The organism is Brakhagea baltica (genome assembly GCF_052161605.1).
Taxonomy (GTDB): Bacteria; Planctomycetota; Planctomycetia; order Pirellulales; family Pirellulaceae; genus JBKCUI01.
This window is the reverse complement of sequence record NZ_CP197409.1, coordinates 560,368-579,530: the sequence shown is the minus strand read 5'-3', so window position 1 is coordinate 579,530 and position 19,163 is coordinate 560,368. Positions and strand designations below refer to the sequence as shown.

General features: G+C 52.0%; 14 protein-coding genes. 2 read left to right on the top strand and 12 right to left on the bottom strand.

The features are described from left to right. Positions 1 to 35 precede the first annotated feature (35 nt). Entirely contained in the window at positions 36 to 1,379 is a 1,344-nt protein-coding gene (locus tag SH449x_RS02275; protein ID WP_482379698.1) for a Gfo/Idh/MocA family protein, read from the top strand. Between the two features lie 36 nt (positions 1,380 to 1,415). Continuing rightward, on the top strand, positions 1,416 to 2,558 hold the full coding sequence (locus SH449x_RS02270) for a phosphatase domain-containing protein (RefSeq protein WP_482379697.1): 1,143 nt from the start codon (positions 1,416 to 1,418) through the stop codon (positions 2,556 to 2,558). Between the two features lie 269 nt (positions 2,559 to 2,827). Here the strand turns inward: SH449x_RS02270 and SH449x_RS02265 are convergent, their stop codons facing one another. From SH449x_RS02265 to fabG, 12 genes are all read right to left on the bottom strand, one after another. Beyond that, complete coding sequence (locus SH449x_RS02265) at positions 2,828 to 5,542, bottom strand: BatD family protein (protein ID WP_482379696.1); 2,715 nt, start codon at positions 5,540 to 5,542, stop codon at positions 2,828 to 2,830. Between the two features lie 2 nt (positions 5,543 to 5,544). Then, the gene (locus SH449x_RS02260; RefSeq protein ID WP_482379695.1) at positions 5,545 to 8,502 is read right to left on the bottom strand and encodes a VWA domain-containing protein; all 2,958 of its coding nucleotides are present in this window, start codon (positions 8,500 to 8,502) and stop codon (positions 5,545 to 5,547) included. Then, a complete protein-coding gene (locus SH449x_RS02255) occupies positions 8,424 to 9,503 on the bottom strand; it encodes a VWA domain-containing protein (protein ID WP_482379694.1) in 1,080 nt (359 codons plus the stop codon). The genes SH449x_RS02260 and SH449x_RS02255 overlap by 79 nt, the downstream gene beginning before the upstream one ends. Beyond that, complete coding sequence (locus SH449x_RS02250; protein WP_482379693.1) at positions 9,496 to 10,677, bottom strand: hypothetical protein; 1,182 nt, start codon at positions 10,675 to 10,677, stop codon at positions 9,496 to 9,498. Before SH449x_RS02250 ends, SH449x_RS02255 begins: the two co-directional genes overlap by 8 nt. Further along, positions 10,674 to 11,558 carry a DUF58 domain-containing protein gene (locus SH449x_RS02245; RefSeq protein WP_482379692.1) on the bottom strand — a complete coding sequence of 295 codons (885 nt, stop codon included), beginning with the start codon at positions 11,556 to 11,558 and terminating at the stop codon, positions 10,674 to 10,676. Before SH449x_RS02245 ends, SH449x_RS02250 begins: the two co-directional genes overlap by 4 nt. A gap of 26 nt (positions 11,559 to 11,584) precedes the next feature. Then, a complete protein-coding gene (locus tag SH449x_RS02240; protein WP_482379691.1) occupies positions 11,585 to 12,574 on the bottom strand; it encodes an AAA family ATPase in 990 nt (329 codons plus the stop codon). Between the two features lie 244 nt (positions 12,575 to 12,818). After that, positions 12,819 to 13,880, bottom strand: a complete 1,062-nt coding sequence (locus SH449x_RS02235; protein ID WP_482379690.1) for an SAM-dependent methyltransferase — start codon at positions 13,878 to 13,880, stop codon at positions 12,819 to 12,821. A gap of 66 nt (positions 13,881 to 13,946) precedes the next feature. Further along, positions 13,947 to 15,137 carry an MFS transporter gene (locus SH449x_RS02230; RefSeq protein WP_482379689.1) on the bottom strand — a complete coding sequence of 397 codons (1,191 nt, stop codon included), beginning with the start codon at positions 15,135 to 15,137 and terminating at the stop codon, positions 13,947 to 13,949. Positions 15,138 to 15,144: 7 nt separating this feature from the next. Next, on the bottom strand, positions 15,145 to 15,969 hold the full coding sequence (trpC, locus tag SH449x_RS02225) for an indole-3-glycerol phosphate synthase TrpC (RefSeq protein WP_482379688.1): 825 nt from the start codon (positions 15,967 to 15,969) through the stop codon (positions 15,145 to 15,147). A 15-nt stretch (positions 15,970 to 15,984) separates the two neighbouring features. Continuing rightward, a complete protein-coding gene (locus SH449x_RS02220) occupies positions 15,985 to 16,293 on the bottom strand; it encodes a Dabb family protein (protein ID WP_482379687.1) in 309 nt (102 codons plus the stop codon). Positions 16,294 to 16,376: 83 nt separating this feature from the next. After that, positions 16,377 to 18,155, bottom strand: a complete 1,779-nt coding sequence (locus SH449x_RS02215) for an aspartate kinase (RefSeq protein ID WP_482381871.1) — start codon at positions 18,153 to 18,155, stop codon at positions 16,377 to 16,379. A gap of 212 nt (positions 18,156 to 18,367) precedes the next feature. After that, a complete protein-coding gene (gene fabG / locus SH449x_RS02210) occupies positions 18,368 to 19,135 on the bottom strand; it encodes a 3-oxoacyl-[acyl-carrier-protein] reductase (protein WP_482379686.1) in 768 nt (255 codons plus the stop codon). Positions 19,136 to 19,163 lie beyond the last annotated feature (28 nt).

The window sequence follows — 19,163 nt, the reverse complement described above, 5'->3', positions numbered from 1 at the left end:
AATGAGGCGGTCGGAGCCTGGAGGGGACGATTCCAATGCTACGCTTGGGGCTCGCCGACTCAACCGGCACGGAAGCTGATTCGAGGGCTGCTAATTGCGACGCCGCTCGGACAAGGGCTGCGAAACAACGGGCTGCAAAGCAACAGGCCTGCGAAACAACAGGGCCGGTAAGCAACGGGGCCGTCAACTTATTAACACTCTCCGATCCATTCGTTCCGATCATCTCGATTCTCCTGCCACCAACTCAAAGAAAACAAGCCATGCAACGCAAACAGACTCTCCCCCGTCGTGACTTTCTCACTGCCGGCGTTTCGGCAACCTGTTTGGCAGGGGTCGCGCAGGCCGGTTTCTTCTCCAGCACTCCCTCGCGAGACGATTCGCGAAAACTCGGAGTGGCTCTGGTCGGGCTGGGGAGCCTAAGCACGAATCAGATCGCACCCGCCCTGCAGAAAACGGCCAACTGTCGCCTTGCTGCGATTGTGACCGGTACTCCGGAAAAAGAGAAGCGATGGGCTGAGCAGTACGGCATCCCCGCTGGCAGCATCTACAACTACGAGAACTTTGACAAAATTGCGTCTGATGAGAACGTCGACGTGGTTTACATTGTCCTCCCCAACAGCATGCACCATGAGTACACGATCCGCGCTGCCAAGGCGGGCAAACACGTGTTGTGCGAAAAGCCGATGGCAAACACAGCTCAGGAGTGCCGCGAAATGATTGCCGCATGCAATGCCGCGAATCGACAGCTTGCGGTAGGCTATCGATGCCAGTTCACTTCGCACCACCTCCAACTGCAAGCTGCGGTCAGAGATAAGACAATCGGCGACCTGAAGATGCTGGAAGCAGGTTTTGGATTTAAGATTGGCGATCCCAACCAATGGCGGTTGAAGAAGGCGTTGGCAGGCGGAGGTGCCCTGATGGATGTGGGGATTTACGCTTTGCAAGCCTGCCGGTTTTTGACTGGTCAAGAGCCAACATCCATCATGGCACAGGAAACGAAAACCGACGAAGTCAAGTTCGCTGAGGTTGACGAGTCGATCACTTGGATGATGAAATTCCCGGGCGGTGTCGATGCCTACTGCAGCACCAGCTACAATTTCAACGGGCTGAACAAGGTGGTCGCCTATGGTGGCAAGGGGATGGCAAAGATGGATCCCGCCTACAGCTACTCCGGCCTACAACTCGAGGTCAATGGCAAGATGGTGGATCTCGCCCAGCAAGATCATTTCGGAGCAGAGATGGACGATTTTGCGGCATGTATTCGGGAGAATCGCCCTTCCAAGGTTTCGGGTGAGGAGGGGCTTAAAGACCTGCTCGCTATCGAGGCTATTTACAAATCCATAGAGTCGAGAGCATCTGTAGACGTTCAGAAAGCTTAGCAGTTAACGGTTTGAAACGACCTAAGCTTGGAAAACATGGTGATCACCGAGGCAAACAACCCAAGGAGTCGCAGAATTCCCAGTCAATCGATTTGGCTGACCGGTCGGGCCAGCGAACGGGCTGATATAGACGGCCTGTTAACCATAACCCCAGAGTGTACCAACCGACACGAACCTGATGAGCGTGTCACCTTGTACCCTACCTTTGGCTATCCCATGGCTGGTGGGAGTGTTTGGAGGATTCTGGTGCAGGGGCAAATTGGGGACGGTTCATCGACCAGTTTTGCACAGCGATTGATGTTAAGGGGGTTAGCGAAAGCTCTCGATTTGACTCCCGAGATGGTCGCTGGAGAATTGTTTGGTGAGCGCATTAGAGGTTTCTTGCTTAACCCGATCGGTGGCGAGCGAATTCAGATTGAATTGGCTGGCCAGCGATATGTTCTGCGACGCAAATCCAAACGGAGCGGTCTGTTCAGTTGCAAGATCGATTTGCCCGCTAGTCAGCTAGTTGGCTTCAAAACGTTTGGTTTAGCGGGTGACCTGTCTCCGTTGCGTGCAGGTCGAGAGGCGCGGTGGGAACGGAACAGTTGCCCTGTTTTGTTAGCGGAGGAGCAAGGGGTAAGCGTTATCTCGGACATCGATGACACGATCAAACTGACAGAGGTCACCAGTAGCAGGCAGATGTTGCGACGTACATTTGCGATGCCGTTTGAAGACATCGAGGGTATGGCGGATTTATATCAGAGTTGGGCGCAGCAGGGTGTTCTCTTTCACTATGTAAGCAGCAGCCCCTGGCAGATCTATCTCCCACTTTGCGAGTTTCTTAATCAATTCGGTTTCCCCATCGGCAGTGTCCATTTGAAGTGGTTTCGATTACGAGACGAGATCCTCAAACGTTGGCGTTTTCGAAAGAGGGGCAAGGGCGGGGTCATTCGCAACATTCTCAAACGGATGCCACATCGATCGTTTGTGTTGATCGGCGACAGTGGTGAACGCGATCCTGAAATCTATGCCAAGATTGCAGGGAAACATCCCGGGCAAATCAAAAGAATTTGTATTCGCCAGATCGAAGCCAATCCTTTGGATCAAACCAGACTCGTGACTTTGCAAAAGCGGTATCGCCCCGAAGTGCCAATTCAAATATTTTCGCATGCGAGCGAGTTAGACCCGATTGTCTAAAACTCGCCATCCCGTACAGCCTTTCACCCTCCCGAAGAATTCGGGAGGGTCGAGTGGAGGAACGATCACGAGGGGAGGGGGCTTTAGAAATCGCTGACGCTTCGAACCTTTAATGCATCGCTGTGCCTTTCACCCTCTCCGAGCTTCGCTCGACTCTCCCTCGAGGGAGAATGAACTCTTTGGAAAACCGCCTCTCTATTTTTTAGCCCGGCTGAGCGACAGGCTCCTCATTCGAAATGACTCGCCCTAATTGAGGCGCAGTCGAAAGGCTAAAGTCCTGCCCCCGCAACGTGCTCGTTTTTGACCCAGCCGTCACCGATGCCAGGGAAACGCCCTAGTGTCCAGCTAGGCGTACTCTGTAGCACCTCGAACTCGGCACCGTCTAGCAATGGCCGATCAAACGCAGGCGAATATTCGTCCCCCATCCCCTTGCGAATAGTCGCTTGCGAATTGAGTACCCCATAGCTAGCTGCAAACCGCTCCGGTGAACGAACTGTCGCTTCTCCCAACAAGCCAGTCGCTAACAAAACGCAGACTCCACTCGCTACGACAAATCGAATCTGACTTCGCCACGAGTAAAGAAAAAAGAAGCATGCTCCCGCGATGAGCAACATCGTTCCGACCTGAACCTTTGCTCGGTGAGATAGCACGCGACTCCAAACGAATACATTCCCCAAGATATCGTTCTCTCGCTGACCGTCCAACCTGCCCGGTGCCGCACTGAGCGCTTGCTCTAAGTTGGATTGCACATACGCATCTCGCGGCAAATAGAACTTTGCCATGCGATAGTGCCGGATGGCATTTCCATACTCTCCTGCTTGATACCATGCGTTGCCACAATGCACATGCAACGATCCACTTTGCAAACCGGCTCTCTCCAGATCTTCGAGCCGCCTTGCCGCTGCCGCTAACTCACCCTTGTCCTTGGCCTGCTCGATCAACATCACCGCTTGATCAAACTCATTAGCAACATCAAACTCCGAGCTAGCCGGGTTGCTCGCGCTGAGGGGAGCGAATGCAAAAATCCCAATCAACAGTGCATGATTTGATCGACTCGCTAATCGGGGGCGGGTTTTCATCAGTGCCGTATGGATGGGTTGCACAAGAGTCGAAGCTTGGTCGATCATGACCGCCACGTCTGAATTCGACATACCACCGTACCTGGAGGAATCGATGGCATCAAAAATTTCCTTGACCTTTGCCAAGTCCGCTTCTGGTAAACTCGTACTTCGCAACGACTCGATCATATCCTGTGCCGTTAAGCCTTGGCCGTCATTTCCTCGCATCGCCCCGACTAGCCCGACCAAAGACTCTCGAATTCCGGCTAATGCTTCGTCTATTCTGCCTTCCTGCAAAGCATTCTTGGCACTCTGTAACGATGCCAAGCTCGTCCCTTTGCTTCTCTGCATCCGTTCCGCTGGGCTATCCTTGACTCGTTTGCGATTCCATCGCAGCAGCCCTGCCCCTGCGAAAGCAATCAACCAGCTTGCACCTGCCAAACCCGACCACACGGGTAGCGAGATGCTGTCGTTCGAGAACGGATACATCTCGCGAGTCCCCTGAAAAATCCCCGACCGATCTTGTTTGATGGTCGTAGATTTGGAGCTACGGGTTCCCGCAAGCTCACTTATGGAAAGGGTACTTCCTTGTTCGATCTTGAGTGGAATGGCGCTCGACTTAAACTCGACAAAGCTCTCGGTTATAGGATCAAAACTAGAAAACTCCAACTCAGGGAACCCATCTAGCTTGGATTTAGGGCGGATCCCGTAAGTAAAGATCTTGTGATTCCGCTCCAATTTCCCAACAGGAGAACGATCCATGATTTCAAAATCCTTAGCGATCACCTCGAACTGGCTCAAGTCCGGTGCAAATACTTGTTCGAGCGAGTCGGCTGTTTGGCCTGTGATATCAAGAGTCAACGTCATCGGGTCTCCGATCCGAGCATTCGTTGGAGAAATATCCAAGCTGGCCGAGAACTTTCCAATCCCGCCAACAAACCCAGTCGGCCGGGGTGTTGGGACCTCGCTCACGATGACTTCGAGAGGTTTAGTAGAGGCTGCGATCTTCTTACCACGATATTCCCGACCTCTGGTATCGACGACAAAAGTACCGCGAACCGTCGCTGGTCCAAACGTGTACTTGCCCGGACGGATGGCAGCAAAAGTCTGAGTGATCTCGTATCGGAAGAATTGGGCTTCCTCCCCATCCTCGAGCTTGCGTGTTTCTTTTCCGCGAACTAGATCGAACAGAGCGACGCGCGGGCCATCGAAAAGAAAACCAGACCGCGAGCTGTAATCGTTGATGCTAAACCCGTACCCTTGATCGGACAGTAAGTTTTGCAACCATCGACCACGCTCCTCCTGTAATCGCAAGCCCTCAACCTGCTCAATCCACGGGACTGTAAGACTAGGTGGGTTGCGCCGAATGGGAATCAAGGGATCTTGATTGCTGTCAGGCAACTCGCGAACCAATATCTTAAGATTAACCTGAAAATTCTGTGTGGGATAAACGCGTTCGTGATCCGACGTTACCTCGATGATGACATACTCTTGCGGCTCTGGTTCTAGAACGCGAATCTGCTTTGGACGGCTGGTAATGATTTTTCCGTCAAACCGAACATAGATCGGTGGCACGGTGAGATCACCTGCCTTCTTTGGAGTAATTCGATACTGATAAATCGTCCTCAAATTCTCTTGCCGAGTCATCCTGCCATTCACGATCACGACTGAGGTAGAATTCATCGACTGCTCATTCTCGAACTGAACGGTGAAATCTTCCTCGAGCGGACTCATGTCGGGCTGTTCTGAGGAGTCAACGTCTTCGACAACCGCTTGTAAGATAAATGACTCTCCGACAAAAATTTCTTCGCTGTCAATCATCACTTGGACTGTAGGTGTCTGTGCCACTGCCGCAAGCGAGGTGACAGAATAGGCCATGATTAACGATGCGAGAAAGGTAGTGAGTTTAGTCATCTTGGAAATCATGCTTACCAATCCTTTTCTACTGAAAGCTGACCATAAGCCCTAAGCCTTCGCTGTCGATCTCGTTCGCGTTTCTCTGCCTCGCGTTCGCGCACTTTTCGTAACGCTTCGGCGATCCGATCTTGAGAAGGTGCTTTGTCATCCTTCTTCACGTCACTTTCGGCAGACGACTTCTCATCCTCTTTTTGCTTGTCAGTATCTTTCTGCTGTTCGTCCTGGCTTTTTCCGTCCTTATCCTTGTCTTCATCTTTTTCGCCAGAGTCCTTCTGGTTTTCGTTCTTATCATGATCCCCTTCTTGCTTGTTCTCGTCGGATTGTTGCGACTGCTCCTGATCCTGATTCTGGGACGAATCCCCCTCGCCGGATTCGTTCTGTTGCTGATCCTGTTGCTGCTGAGATTGAGAGTCTTGGTTTTGCTGCTGATCTTGCTGCTGATCTTGTTGTTGATCCTGACTCTTGGGCTGAGATTTACTAATCTCCTCAAGAATTCTTCGAGCTTCGCTAGCATGTGCGAACGCTTCTGCACCGTCATTCTTGTTCATTTGCTCAATAGCAGCTTGAATCTCGTCAACGGCGCTTGGGGCTAATTCGATCGCTTTATTGAGAAACTCTCTGAGCTGTTCCTGTTGCTCATTTGCAGCTCCCATCTCCTCAGCGTTCTCAGAAGATTCTTCCTCCGAGGCCATAGCTTCGAGCTCCGCCAACATTCCCTCAGCTTTAGGCTTCAGCGTGATAGCACGTGCCAAGACGCGCTCTTGCTCGCGAATGGTTTTCTTGGAAACGGACTCTTGCTCGGTTTCCTCCTCGAATCGCTTTAATGCAGACTCCACTTTTCGTTGTTCCGCCAACGCACGCTGGAGTGTTGCGTCGATGGGAGCCACGGCGTTCCATATCTTGTCGAGCTCATCGAGCGATTTTTGCTGCGACTCTAGCGACTCGGAGGCTTTGAACTTGCCTAGAGACTTCGACGAGAGTTTCATGTGATCGCGAGAGGTGTCCGACCACCCGAGCATCAAGTCAACAACCTTTTTCAGCTCTCGCTTTTCGTCCTCAGAGACCGATATCTGGGAATCCTCTTCGTTCGGGGTTAATGCTTCCTGGATTTTTTCGTTCAAGAACGGAAACTCTTCAAGCAAACTATCCTGCAAAAGCTTGAGTTCCGCATGTCGATCGAGTTGGAACATATCTCTAAGAGCCGCAGAAGCTGTCTGTAACTCTCCTTGAGCTCCTTGCATATAATCCAGGAACTGTAGCAAGTCGGCTTCGTTGCGTCGTTTATTTCGATCGTAATCACTCCACTGGTCGGTGACGACTTTCAGCCACTGCCGGACGATTTCTATGTTTCTTCTAGCTGCCGTGGAATCAGGATCCAGATCCATGCTAGATCGATAAGCTGCTATCGCCTGTCGGGCTTCGTCTACGATCTTTTCTCGATCCTCAGTCTTCTCAATGACCGTTGCCCCGTCCCCCCAAAGCTCTTGAGCTGCATCCACATGCAGACGGGCTAAGTTGAACTTTGCTTTGGCTGCGAGGACTCGATCGCGGGCCATGGCTGCCTGAAGATACAAATCCATGGCTTTGTTTTTGTTACCGAGACGTTGCTCCGCGCAAGCTTGATCAAAATAAGCCATATGCTGCGCATCACTCTTGGACTCTCGCAACGTATCTCCCGCCTTGGCAAACAGCTCGCTCGCTTTTTCGAAGTCAGATTGCTCATATTGACGTAGACCTTGTTTTATATTGGCCTTTGCATCGTTTGCAGAGGAACAGGTGGCTGCACCGAACGCTAAGTAAACAAAGGTCAATACGGCGGCGGCATTGCGGCTCATGGAGTTTACGCCTCGCGAGAAATTCGACGATTCGACCCCTACCGTTGGCAAAGCCTTATATGGCTTTAAGAACAGGTCAATGACTAGCAGCACCAATCCGAAGCCAAGAAACCATTGAAATTGTTCGCCGCGTCGGATACGGGTCTGTGTCTCGGAGGTGTCGCCACCGCGATCGGTAAGATAGTTTTTGTATATTTCTCGGAGATCGTAGCTCTTGGTTCCAGCCGGGATAAAAACGCCCGAGGTCTTCAATGCAATCTGTTCCAGCAAACTACTGTCCAGCTTGCTCCAGACCTGTTCTCCCTCATACTCGATGAATTGCCCGTTTCGATCTTTGACGGGAATACGAGCTCCCTGGATCGCATCGCCGAGGCCTACCGAGAAAATCGTAACTCCACGCTCCGCCGCGACTTCAGCCGCTTCGAGGGGAGCTGATTTTTGATCATCCCCGTCGGTGATTAACAGAATCGCTTGATCGCGTTGACTGTTCGGCTTGAATACCTCCAATGCCTTTCGAATCGCATCACCGATCGCAGTCCCGCCTCTCGGAGCGCTCGTGGTGTCAACGTCTGCTAAGGCTCGTCGAAAGGATTCGTAGTCGACCGTCAACGGTACCTTCACGACCGCTTGTCCTGCAAACGCGATCAATCCCACACGCTCGCCTGTCATATCGCTGACCAGTGTGCTAATGTCGGCTTTGGCTCGATCAAGTCGACTGGGGAAAACGTCATCGGCCAACATGGATCGAGACACGTCGAGCAAGATATAAAGGTCGCTACCCTTTGGAACGATCGTCTCAATCTGTTCTCCGAACTGCGGTCCCGCCAGTGCGATAACCAACGCTGCAATACCGGTGGTTTGCAAAACAATCTTTCCAATTTTTCGCGCCAGAGAATGGCTCGGCATAAGCTTCTCTGACATCGTGGATTCCATAAATCGTTCTCGGGCTGTTCGGTTGCGGTACACCGTATAGATCGATAGCCCTAACCAACCTCCGATAGCCGGTAGCAACCAAATCAGCAAACTTGCATTGCGCCAATCCATCTCTATGCCACCTATGTCAAACTGCGAAATCGTGTTGCGTTCAACCCATGGACGAGTCCCAACAGTAAAAGTCCAATCGTCACGAACCAAGGATACAACTCGTGGTATTGAGCGAACTTGGTCTCTTCCAACTGGCTCTTTTCCAAAGCATCGATCTTGGCGTAAACTCTGGTTAGCCCCTCTGAATCAGACGCGTTAAAAAACAACCCGCCCGTTTCGTCAGCAATTTCCTTTAGCAATCGCTCGTCTACTCGAAACTGCGCAGGTACCAGCACCCTCCGTCCGAGTTCATCTTCCCTGGGAATCCGGACAATCCCGTTTCTGCCGATCCCAATCGTGTATACCTTGATCCCGAACTCTTTCGCGATCAAGGCTGCTTCCCTCGGATCCACGACCCCAGCGTTGTTGTCACCGTCGGTGAGCAAGATAATAACTTTGCTCTTAGCCTTGGATTCTTTCAGCTGGCTAATGCTCAATGCTAACCCGTCGCCGATGGCGGTGGCCAGCTCCTCCTGCAATGCTTGTTCGTTGATCACTCGCCCGCGTCGATCTCGAACCGCTTTAGGAACCTCAAGCGAATCAACGATGTCAATCAGAGCGCCGTGGTCGAGGGTCACGGGGCATTTGCTATCAGCAAACCCGCCAAACGCGACCAAGCCAATACTATCGTCACGCCGACCGGGTAGACCGCTCGCTTTGGAGCCCTGCACAAACTCCTTGACGACTTCCTTAACAGCAGTGAGTCTATCAACATCCTCGTTGTTGATTTGAAAGTCGATCGCCTCCATCGAACCAGAGATATCGATGGCCAATTGAATGGCGATTCCTTCACCGCTGATTCGCGATTCGCTTCTGCCCCACTGAGGGCGTGCTAATCCGATTGTGAATAGCACGAATCCCACCCCGGTCAGCCATGGCAACAGGGGACGCACCTGACCAATTACTGTCATCGGGCAGTGCTCGAGCCCATCCAAACTCGAAAACACCACCCTGGGGCGAGCCGATCTTCGATTCACCCAAACGAGTAATCCAACAACGATTGGAATCGCGATGAGAATATACCAAGACTGAAATCGGAACGACTCAACCATGCTGTCTCTCCCCAGGTTTCTTCCCCAGTGTGTCTCCTGGTTTGCTCGTTGAGCCATTGCCCATTTGGGAATTCGGCCCCTCATTGGCTTCCGAAGAAAATCGCATGGAAATAAACTCTTCGGCCCGGTGGAGGGATTCCCTTATACTGGATTCATCGGGTGTTTGACCAGCGTACTTGACTAGGTCAGCCGCAGTCAAAAACTCTTGCAACCGATTCGCTTGCGGACCATCAAAGTGCTTACAAGCCCGCATGTCTCGCAAAAATTCCTCTGTGGTCTGTTCGGGAGCACGCAATCCTGTCTTGCCCTCAATAAAAATACGAACAATTCCTGTCAGTCTCAAATAGAATTCTTTAACCAGCCCTTTCGAGGGCAGCTCTTCTGCCACAAGCTGCAACAAAGCGATTTTGGCCGCATCTTCGGGTGACAGCCTCGGTACGACAACTGGTAACGATTTGCGTTTTCGGATAGCGGCCAAGACGACTGCTACGGCTGTTAACACCACCGCTAAGGTCACCAAGCCCAGCCACAACGAGCTTTGTTTCGGTGCGACCGGATCGATCATCGGGTCAACTTGACTAAGATCCGAGCTTACCTCTCCAAATTCGGATACAACCACAACTTCGATTGGTTCCGATTGCAAGATTTCACGAACTTCCTCCCCGTCATCCGATTTTTCAATCAATACAATTGGAATCGAGCGGATCAAATGCTTGCCGCTGAACATCGGTTCCAGCTTGTACCGAATCACTTGAGTTGTATCGGAACTCGACTTGGGGGCAGTACCTTGTTCGGATTTGGAGGTATTTGGCGAAGAGTTCGTTCGTTCGCTATAGTCTCGTACTGCAAAGTCGCCCACCGACTGTCCAAACACAGGCGGTTCAATTCGCATAGACGTTGGGTAGGTGATGGTAATTGTTAAGTCAACCAAATCAGAGAGCTTTGGCTCCTTTGGTGCGACCTCAACGTTGAGAGTAACTCCTTTTCTATCCGTGACTCGAACAATTCGCTCATCGGTTGACGAAGTCGATTTCGCTTTTCGATCCACCGGCCCTGAGGAATCGCAGCCTGTTGACGTGATCACCAGTGCCAGCAATACCGCGCTGCAAATCGAAACAACTGGATGCAAGCCTACTAGTAGCAAGCCCAGAATCTTTTTGAATGATCTCGTCATCGCTGCTTCTCCCGTCCATGAAAGAATGCGTGCAGACTCTTTGCGTAAGGTTCGTCGGTCCGGATATCCAGTCGATCAACCCCCGCTTGCCGCAAAGTTTGCTCCAGCGAATCGCGCCTTTGCTTGGTGCGTGCTCGCAGCCAATTGCGGACCGCTTTACTAGAAGTGTCGAGCTCCAACATCTTGCCTGTCTCGGCATCTTGAAGCGTCACGAACCCGACGTTAGGAATTTCCTCTTCGCGTGGATCGGTGATCGTAACCGCCACGCAATCATGCTTTTGGTTGGTGATTCGGAGCGATCGATCAAACGAACTAGTCAAAAAGTCACTTATCCAGAACACAACACAGCGACGGCGTTGCACTTTCGCGAGATATTCCAGGGCCAATGACAGGTTGGTTTGGGCGCGGACGGGCTCTACGGTAAGCAATTCGCGGACTAATCGCAGAACGCTTCCTCGCCCCTTGCTGGGCGGAATGTAACGCACGATATCTTCTGCGAACAACAGCAACCCGACACGATCGTTGTTGGTCAAGGCTGTGAACATGAGAACCGCTGCAACCTCGGCAGCGACATCGAGTTTGGATTGTCTGTTCGAACCAAACGCATTGGAAGCCGACACGTCGACAGCCACCATGATGGTCAGCTCCCGCTCCTCACAAAATGTTTTCACGAAAGGAGACTCGGAGCGAGCAGTCACGTTCCAATCAATGTTCCGAATATCGTCTCCAGGTACATACTCGCGGACCGAGTCGAACTCCATGCCGCGGCCTTTGAACGCGCTGGCGTATTCCCCCGCCATCAAATCGTTCACCTGACGGCGGGCAACGATCTGGATCCGCCGTACGTCGCGAAGGATTTCTTCTAAGTCTCGAGTTGCCATGGCTTTGGTCCCCTCAGACTTGGAAACTAAGGAACTGGTACCGTATCGAGCACTTGTTGGACGATGCTGTCCGAAGTTCGCTCTTCGGCTTCGGCTTCGTAGGTCAGAAGAATGCGGTGTCTCATGACATCGAGAGCAATATCCTTGACATCTTGAGGAGTAACATAGCCACGACCTGCCAGAAACGCATTGGCTCGACCGGCCAAGCAAAGATTGATCGATGCCCGAGGGGAGGCTCCGCACTGAATCAGCGGCTTAAGCTCCTTCATGCGGTAGTTCTCTGGCTCGCGAGTCGCGGCGACCAAGTCCAATACGTAATCCTTGATCTTGTCATCCATGTAGATTGAAGCCACAGTCTGCTTGATTTCAACGAGCTTCGCAGGATCGAGTACCGGTTGAATTTCTCGCCTCACACCGTCCAGCGCTTGATCAACCACTTTGCGTTCATCGCTCTTGTTCGGATACCCGACCATCACTTTTAGCATAAACCGGTCGACTTGCGCCTCTGGCAGCGGATACGTTCCCTCTTGCTCGATCGGGTTCTGAGTAGCCAGTACGAGGAATGGCTCCTCAAGCTCATAGGTTTCATCGCCGATCGTAACCTGTCGCTCCTGCATCGCCTCGAGCAAGGCTGATTGGACTTTCGAGGGGGCTCGGTTGATTTCGTCCGCCAAGATCAGATTGGCAAAGATGGGGCCTTTGCGGGTCCCAAAGCTCCCTTCGCGAGGGTTGTAGATCATGGTACCGATCAGATCCGCAGGCAGCAGATCGGGGGTGAACTGGATGCGTTGGAATTTGCACTGGATCGCACCCGCCAACGCCTTGATAGCTGTCGTTTTGGCCAGACCGGGCAACCCTTCTAGCAGAACGTGCCCACCGGTAAATAAGGCGATCAAAAGGCGGCTAAGCATCGCATCCTGGCCGACCAGATTCTTGCGAACTTGCGACCTGATTTGCTCAATATCGTCGGAAAACCGCAGTACTTGTTCTTTTATTCTCTGAACGTCGACAGTCATATAGGCTCTTTAAACCGATCGAGGGTAATTCGCTCAAACAACTCTCATGATAGTGCCATGAACACCAAAACTCCCTGAGAATTTTAGAGCCGATTCTGCGAGGCACCATTCCAGAAGCACACCCAAGCCAGGAATAGCCCCGGAAAACCATCATGTTGCCCCTGCCAAATTGCCACAGGGGACGCTGCCAGAGAAGCGAGAGCAAAACGCATTCCTTGACTCAATAAAGTCTCGAATGCTTTGATTAGCGTTTTGCGGCGATGCAGTATTCCCGGCGGTTGTGTCCCAATTGACGAGCGGACACTTGGGTGAATCCCCAACTGCGGACCCTGTCCAATTGCTCAGGAATATGGTCCGATTGCTCCCAAGACGAAAGCTTAATTGTCATGATGATCCCCTCGAGGCGTGTTGTCGGATAAGTGACGATCGACTCGATAGTTTCCAAGGTGTAGTTCGGTGCAACATTCGCATCGCAAACCAAAAATCGAAACGGAGCAAAGGCTTTGCGTTTTACTTGTAACGAACGGGCCCGCCAATGCTCAAACGAGGGGTGGCTTGCAACTCGTGGATCCATTTCCGCCGGATCGACCCCTGTCACCTTGGCTCCTAAGTCGATCAAATGCTGGCAAGCTCCCCCTGGTGAAGAGCCAATCTCAACCACTTGATCGCCAGGTCGAATCGGCATTTGACTCCATTGGATTGCTTCTGCGATCTTGAGATAGGCGCGACTGATCATGTCATTCGGTTCATGAGGGACATAAACACCACCTACCCAACCATCTTCGACGCTTTGCACGACTCGCGTTGCAAGCCACCAACGGTTGGGATCGTCGATGATGACCTCGATAATTTGTGACTCGTTCAGGGCTAGCTGGTTCACCCTCGTCGCGCGTTCGTCTTCTAGTTCGCTGAGACGTTTCTCAAAAGCCTCGGCGACGTAACGAGCCAAAGCGGATCGCCCTGGTTCAAATCCATGCCAACCTGGTTGCGCGATGTCCCTTTGCCAAACATGCAAATCGGTCCAATCCAGGCTACGGTACTCTTCGAGGATCGAATCCACCAAGGTCTCCGCCACTTCCCCATCGTACCTTTTTAAAATGTGTCCCCGGGAGCGAACTATGGGATGTGTCGGTACGGCTTTCGACCAACACGGAATGGCAAAGTTCGACTTGAGGGTCACCAATCCCTTTTGAGAATAGGCCAAACGATACGGACCATTCGGTTCGCAGAAAATCCGTTTTATAGTCGGTTCTGCTCCGTGTTGGCAGGCAACGTAGTCAAAAGTCGTCGTGGGAGATGCGGTCATTCGAAGATGCTGGTTTCTACAAAGTGCTATGAGAGGAATGCATATTATTCTGATCCCGCCAGAACTCTAGGCCTTTCCCCGATATCCGATCAAGAAGTAGCCCAAGACCGCCATTACGATCCCCCCCAAGCCGATCCAATAGGCAAACCACTCAACGCTACCCTCCGTGGTGCAATAGGTTAACCACGACGCGGTCAAGAAATAACCGAGCAGATTGCCGACACCCGCCGTCATGAGACTCAGCAACGCTTGGGCCCTGGTACGCCACTCGGGGGCGACTCGCTCGGCAAGATAAATCTGAGAACTGATGTGCGTCAGAGTAAACGCGAACCCATGAAACGACAAACCCACCAGAACTGGCCAAGCAGAGTTCGTAGCATACAATCCGTACCGACAGACACCAAAAACCAACCCTAATGCGATGATCCACTTCAACCGAAATCGACCGAACAATCCACCAATCGCCAACATGGCAAACACCTCGGACACTTGCCCGAGCGACATCCATGCGGTTAGTCGCTGAAACCCGAGGTCCTCTAAATGCCTCGGCGTATAAGGATAAAATGCGGCAAAGGGAATCGCGACCAATCCCGCCGTGATAAACACAACGCGATGATCCGGATTCTTGAGAAGCCCGAGTGCATCAAATCCGAATCGCTCGCGCAAAGTCATCTTTCTCCCTGTGACCTCAGGAAGCACCGAACTTGGTAGCAACCATGTATACAACGCGGTAACCACCCACAGTCCAGCACTTAGAACGAACGCTTTAGGGGTCGTGTCCAGGCTCAACAGACTGGTTACCCAGCAACCTGCCATCCACCCAATGGTTCCCAAAGCTCTTATCGCACCAAACTGGCGTTTGGAGTTGATGAGCCTAGAAAAGACGATCGAACCAGCCAAGCTCGACGTCGGCGTGCAAAAAAGGGATTGGAACTGGATGAGCCCCCATAGCAAAAACGGATTCCATTTGGATTCGATCCCCCACGCAATCAACCAAACCGACGCGGCTGTAACAAAGCTGATCCATCGCAGCACCTTGGTCGGTGGAACCGATCGATCCGCCAGCGACCCAAAAAACAACGGAGACAACAACGCCGCAATGGCTGACGCTCCAAACGCAAAAGGCTTCATCGAACCCAAGCCTGCTGCATCCAAAACTGGCCCCAACGGCACGAACCAAGCCGCGAGTGCCATACCATGCAGGAACAGCAATCCCATCAATTCGATCTTTTCGGACAGCCTTAGCTCTGGTTCCAAAGTTTTGCTACTCTTCTGAGTCGCCGTCGAATGAGTCGCCGTCGAAGCGATCGAACTCGATCAAGTTCTTGGCAGCTTGCCGCACATCCTGCTGTCTCATCAATGACTCACCGACAAGCATCGCGTCAATTTTGGCATCGAATAATCGCTTTACATCAGTCGAAGAAAATATTCCACTCTCAGCCACCAAACAGACTTCGGGCGGTATATCTTTTCTGAGATTGATAACGTGATCCAACTCGACCGCAAACGTATGCAGGTCGCGATTGTTGACTCCAACAAGCTTGGTTCCCGTGTCGAGTACCCGCTTCAAGTGTTTCGGATCATAGAACTCGATGAGTGCAGTCATTCCCAACGAGACTATCACGTCGTAGAGTTCTTTCAGCTTCGACCCCTCAAGGCATTCGGCGATGAGCAGCACCGCATCGGCCCCAGCAACACGGGCTTCGTAAACTTGATACTCATCCAGAATGAAATCTTTGCGGAGTACGGGGATATTAACAGCCTCGCGAATTGACGTCAGATAGTCGATGCGTCCTTGAAAAAAAGGCTCATCCGTCAAGCAACTGATAGCCGCAGCACCTCCCTGCTCATACTCTCTGGCAATCGCGACTGGCTCGAACTGAGGACGAATCATCCCCTTTGATGGGCTCGCTTTCTTGACCTCGGCAATGAGTTGAACCCTGCCGGGCATGCGCAGCGGCGTTAGGAAGTTGCGAATCTCGGGAGCGAATTGAACCGCATCACGAAGAGAATCTAAATCGCGCCTCGTCTTCGCAGCCGCGATCTCCTCCCACTTCTTCTCAACAATTCGATCTAACACCGTTGCCATGGCTATTCCCACTTACTACGCAATATCGGAGTCGAAAACGCGGACTTGCTTCCAGTTGCCCTTTTGCTCTTCAATGAATTGTACGTGACGCGGGGCCGTTTGGTACCGGTCGTGGGATTCACGAGAATCAAAAACGACATTCAATGTGACATGATAGCCGCGATCATTCACAGGTCTGGCTAAATCCGCATTCAACGTTCCCACCGAAAAATAGACGACTCCATCGTGATCATCGAGGTACTTCTTGCACGCCGCCACGAGCTCCGCAATCTTCTCAGCAGAGTCGTCAGCCAAAGTAAAATAAACCATGTGAGAAAGTTGCATCGCCAATCCTTAGGGTGGTAAAGTTTTTATAGGAATGTGTACTCGGGGTGGTCAATTCGAATGATATGGACTCGCTACTCGCATCAGACAAGTGAGGCCGCGAACGTTTTTTGCAAACAGGCCAAACCACGTTCACCATCCTTGCCATCAATCACTACGTTTACTCGCAGTTCACTCGTGTTGATCATGAGGACATTGATGTTTTCCTCCGCTAAAGCTTGGAACATGGCGATGGCGACGCTAGTATGACTTCGCAAGCCAATACCACTCACGGATAACTTGGCGATATCCATGGAGCCACCGATTTTCCGGAACTGATACTTGGTGGAACGCAGCACCGCAAGGCATTTCTCCATTTGTTCCTCAGGCACGGTAAAGCTAATGCTAGTCTCGCCTTCATAGCCGTCGCAGCTCTGCACGATCATATCGACAAAGATGCCCGCTTCAGAAACCTCACGAAAAACGGAGTTGGCCAAACCGGGGGTGTCGGGAACACCGAGCAACGTTACTCGAGCTTGATCCCCCACCAAATCGATATCCAACAGGGTGAGCTGTTCCATGTTGGAGTTGCGAAGTCGTTCGACGACATCGCTCGCACTTAGGTGCACGTTTGTGTTTTGCCCAACAATCCACTTCTTGGCATCATCGGGTTTTACGTGCAGCGAGAAGGCCTGATGCACAGTTCGTAATGCAAGCTGAGCTTCCGATCGCTTCAGCAATACACTGATCTTGATCTCGCTCGTCGTAATCATCTGAATATTGATGCCTGCTTCAGCTAACGCAGCAAACATCTTTTGAGCAACTCCGGTTTGTTGAGCCATCCCCAACCCGACCACAGAGATCTTCGATACCGCATCATCGTGCGTCACATCGGTAGCCGACACCACCTCGGCAGCTTCGTTGACAGCCCGCAACGCTTCCTTTAACTCTTCGCGAGGAACCGTAAAGGAGATGTCAGCCCGCTCATCTTGTCCAATATTTTGGACAATCATGTCGGTGTTGATTTTTCGATCGGCTAATCGCTTGAAAATCTCGTAGCTTGTTCCTGGATGATCCGGCACTCCCTGAATGGTCACACGGGCTTCGTCGTTGGTTAACGCCGCGCCGCACACCGCAACACTCGACGATTCTGGTTCTGCAACGATCATGGAACCGGGAGCATCCGAAAAGCTGCTGCGTACACAAATCGGTACGTTGAACTTTTTGGCAAACTCAATCGAGCGATTGTGCATGACGCTGGCTCCCAAACTGGCCAGTTCCAGCATTTCGTCATAGCTGATCTGCCCCATCTGCCGAGCCTCTGGCAACAATCTAGGATCGGTCGTGTAAACCCCATCCACATCAGTATAAATTTCGCAAGCATCTGCCTTAAGAACGGCAGCCAACGACACTGCTGTGGTATCGCTACCCCCACGTCCGAGTGTCGTGATATTGAAATCATCATCAATCCCCTGAAAACCTGCGGCGATAACGATGTTGCCGTCATCGAGCAACCTTTTGATTCGTTCGGTCGATATGGTCTTGATACGAGCCTTGGTAAAGGAATTGTCAGTACGAATTCCCATCTGAGCACCGGTCAAAGAAACCGCTTTGTGACCAAAACGCTGGACTGCCATCGCCATGAGAGCCACGCTGACTTGCTCGCCCGTGCTGAGCAACATGTCCATTTCGCGCGCAGACGGCTCGTCGTTAACTTGCTTCGATAGCTCGATCAAGTGGTCGGTATTGTGCCCCATAGCGCTAACCACCACAACGACTTGATTTCCCTCTTGCTGAGCTCGAATCGCTTTGCGGGCCGCAGCGATTATCTTCTCAGGGGTCGCTACGCTCGTTCCACCAAACTTCTGTACGATCAAAGGCATAACATGTACCAAATTCACATTAAGGGCGCAGTAGTAAAGGCTGGCATGTTAAGAAAAACTCATGCAAGCCCACCTTCAGGCTTATCTCTAATGGAGATAGCTCAGAGTTTTACAAGAATTTGGCGGTAAGTCTAGTGACAGTCGGTAAACCATTGGGACTTACACTTCACCGCGGGCGTACTTAGCTGGAGGGATCAGAATCCCACCTCGGACTAGCCGGTCATCCCGCCGTCAACCGTTAGCACTTGGCCGGTGACATAACTCGCTGCTTTGCTCGCCAAAAACAGCACGCATGCCGCGACATCGTCGGCTTGCCCAAGCCGATTGGCTGGGATTCGTTTCTTGACTTCGTCCGTTACGGCGTCGCCGAGAGCTTTGGTCATGTCACTCTCAATAAAGCCTGGCGCAACCGCGTTTACGGTAATCTTTCGCTTGGCTAGCTCCTTTGAGAGGGAGCGAGTAAAGCCGATCATGCCAGCTTTCGTTGCCGAATAATTGGTTTGCCCAGCGTTGCCAATCAAACCAGATACGCTCGACATGTTGATGATCCGGCCGTAACGCTGGCCCATCATCACCCGGGTCGCGGCGCGACAGAAGACGAAACAGCTGGTCAAGTTAGAAGCGATGATCTCATCCCACTGCGTGTCGGTCATTCTCGGCAGCAGCGTGTCGCGGGTGATCCCAGCGTTATTGACGAGAATATCCAGCCGCTTGAACTCCGTCTCAACTTGCTCGAACAATTTCTCGATAGCAGCCCGATCGGTAACATCACACGAGATGGCAACCGCATCTCCACCCGCTGCTTTGATTTGATTTACGGTTTCTGTGAGCTTATCAGCGTTTCGTGCCACACAAATCACCTTGGCACCATTCTCGCCGAGCCGGATTGCGATAGCTTGTCCCAACCCTTGCGACGCTCCGGTCACCATGGCCACCTGGCCGGACAAGTCGACTGACAACCCAAGTGAAGATTGACTCATTTCTTTCCTCTGTTCACGACAAAATTCT

Bases quoted from the DNA above. Each gene is read 5' to 3' on its own strand.
- SH449x_RS02270 (WP_482379697.1), top strand. From the start codon at position 1,416: ATGGTGATCACCGAGGCAAACAACCCAAGGAGTCGCAGAATTCCCAGT.
- trpC (WP_482379688.1), bottom strand. From the start codon at position 15,969: ATGGCAACGGTGTTAGATCGAATTGTTGAGAAGAAGTGGGAGGAGATC.
- SH449x_RS02240 (WP_482379691.1), bottom strand. From the start codon at position 12,574: ATGACTGTCGACGTTCAGAGAATAAAAGAACAAGTACTGCGGTTTTCC.
- SH449x_RS02215 (WP_482381871.1), bottom strand. From the start codon at position 18,155: ATGCCTTTGATCGTACAGAAGTTTGGTGGAACGAGCGTAGCGACCCCT.
- SH449x_RS02265 (WP_482379696.1), bottom strand. From the start codon at position 5,542: ATGATTTCCAAGATGACTAAACTCACTACCTTTCTCGCATCGTTAATC.
- fabG (WP_482379686.1), bottom strand. From the start codon at position 19,135: ATGAGTCAATCTTCACTTGGGTTGTCAGTCGACTTGTCCGGCCAGGTG.
- SH449x_RS02220 (WP_482379687.1), bottom strand. From the start codon at position 16,293: ATGCAACTTTCTCACATGGTTTATTTTACTTTGGCTGACGACTCTGCT.
- SH449x_RS02235 (WP_482379690.1), bottom strand. From the start codon at position 13,880: ATGACCGCATCTCCCACGACGACTTTTGACTACGTTGCCTGCCAACAC.
- SH449x_RS02255 (WP_482379694.1), bottom strand. From the start codon at position 9,503: ATGGTTGAGTCGTTCCGATTTCAGTCTTGGTATATTCTCATCGCGATT.
- SH449x_RS02275 (WP_482379698.1), top strand. From the start codon at position 36: ATGCTACGCTTGGGGCTCGCCGACTCAACCGGCACGGAAGCTGATTCG.
- SH449x_RS02250 (WP_482379693.1), bottom strand. From the start codon at position 10,677: ATGACGAGATCATTCAAAAAGATTCTGGGCTTGCTACTAGTAGGCTTG.
- SH449x_RS02245 (WP_482379692.1), bottom strand. From the start codon at position 11,558: ATGGCAACTCGAGACTTAGAAGAAATCCTTCGCGACGTACGGCGGATC.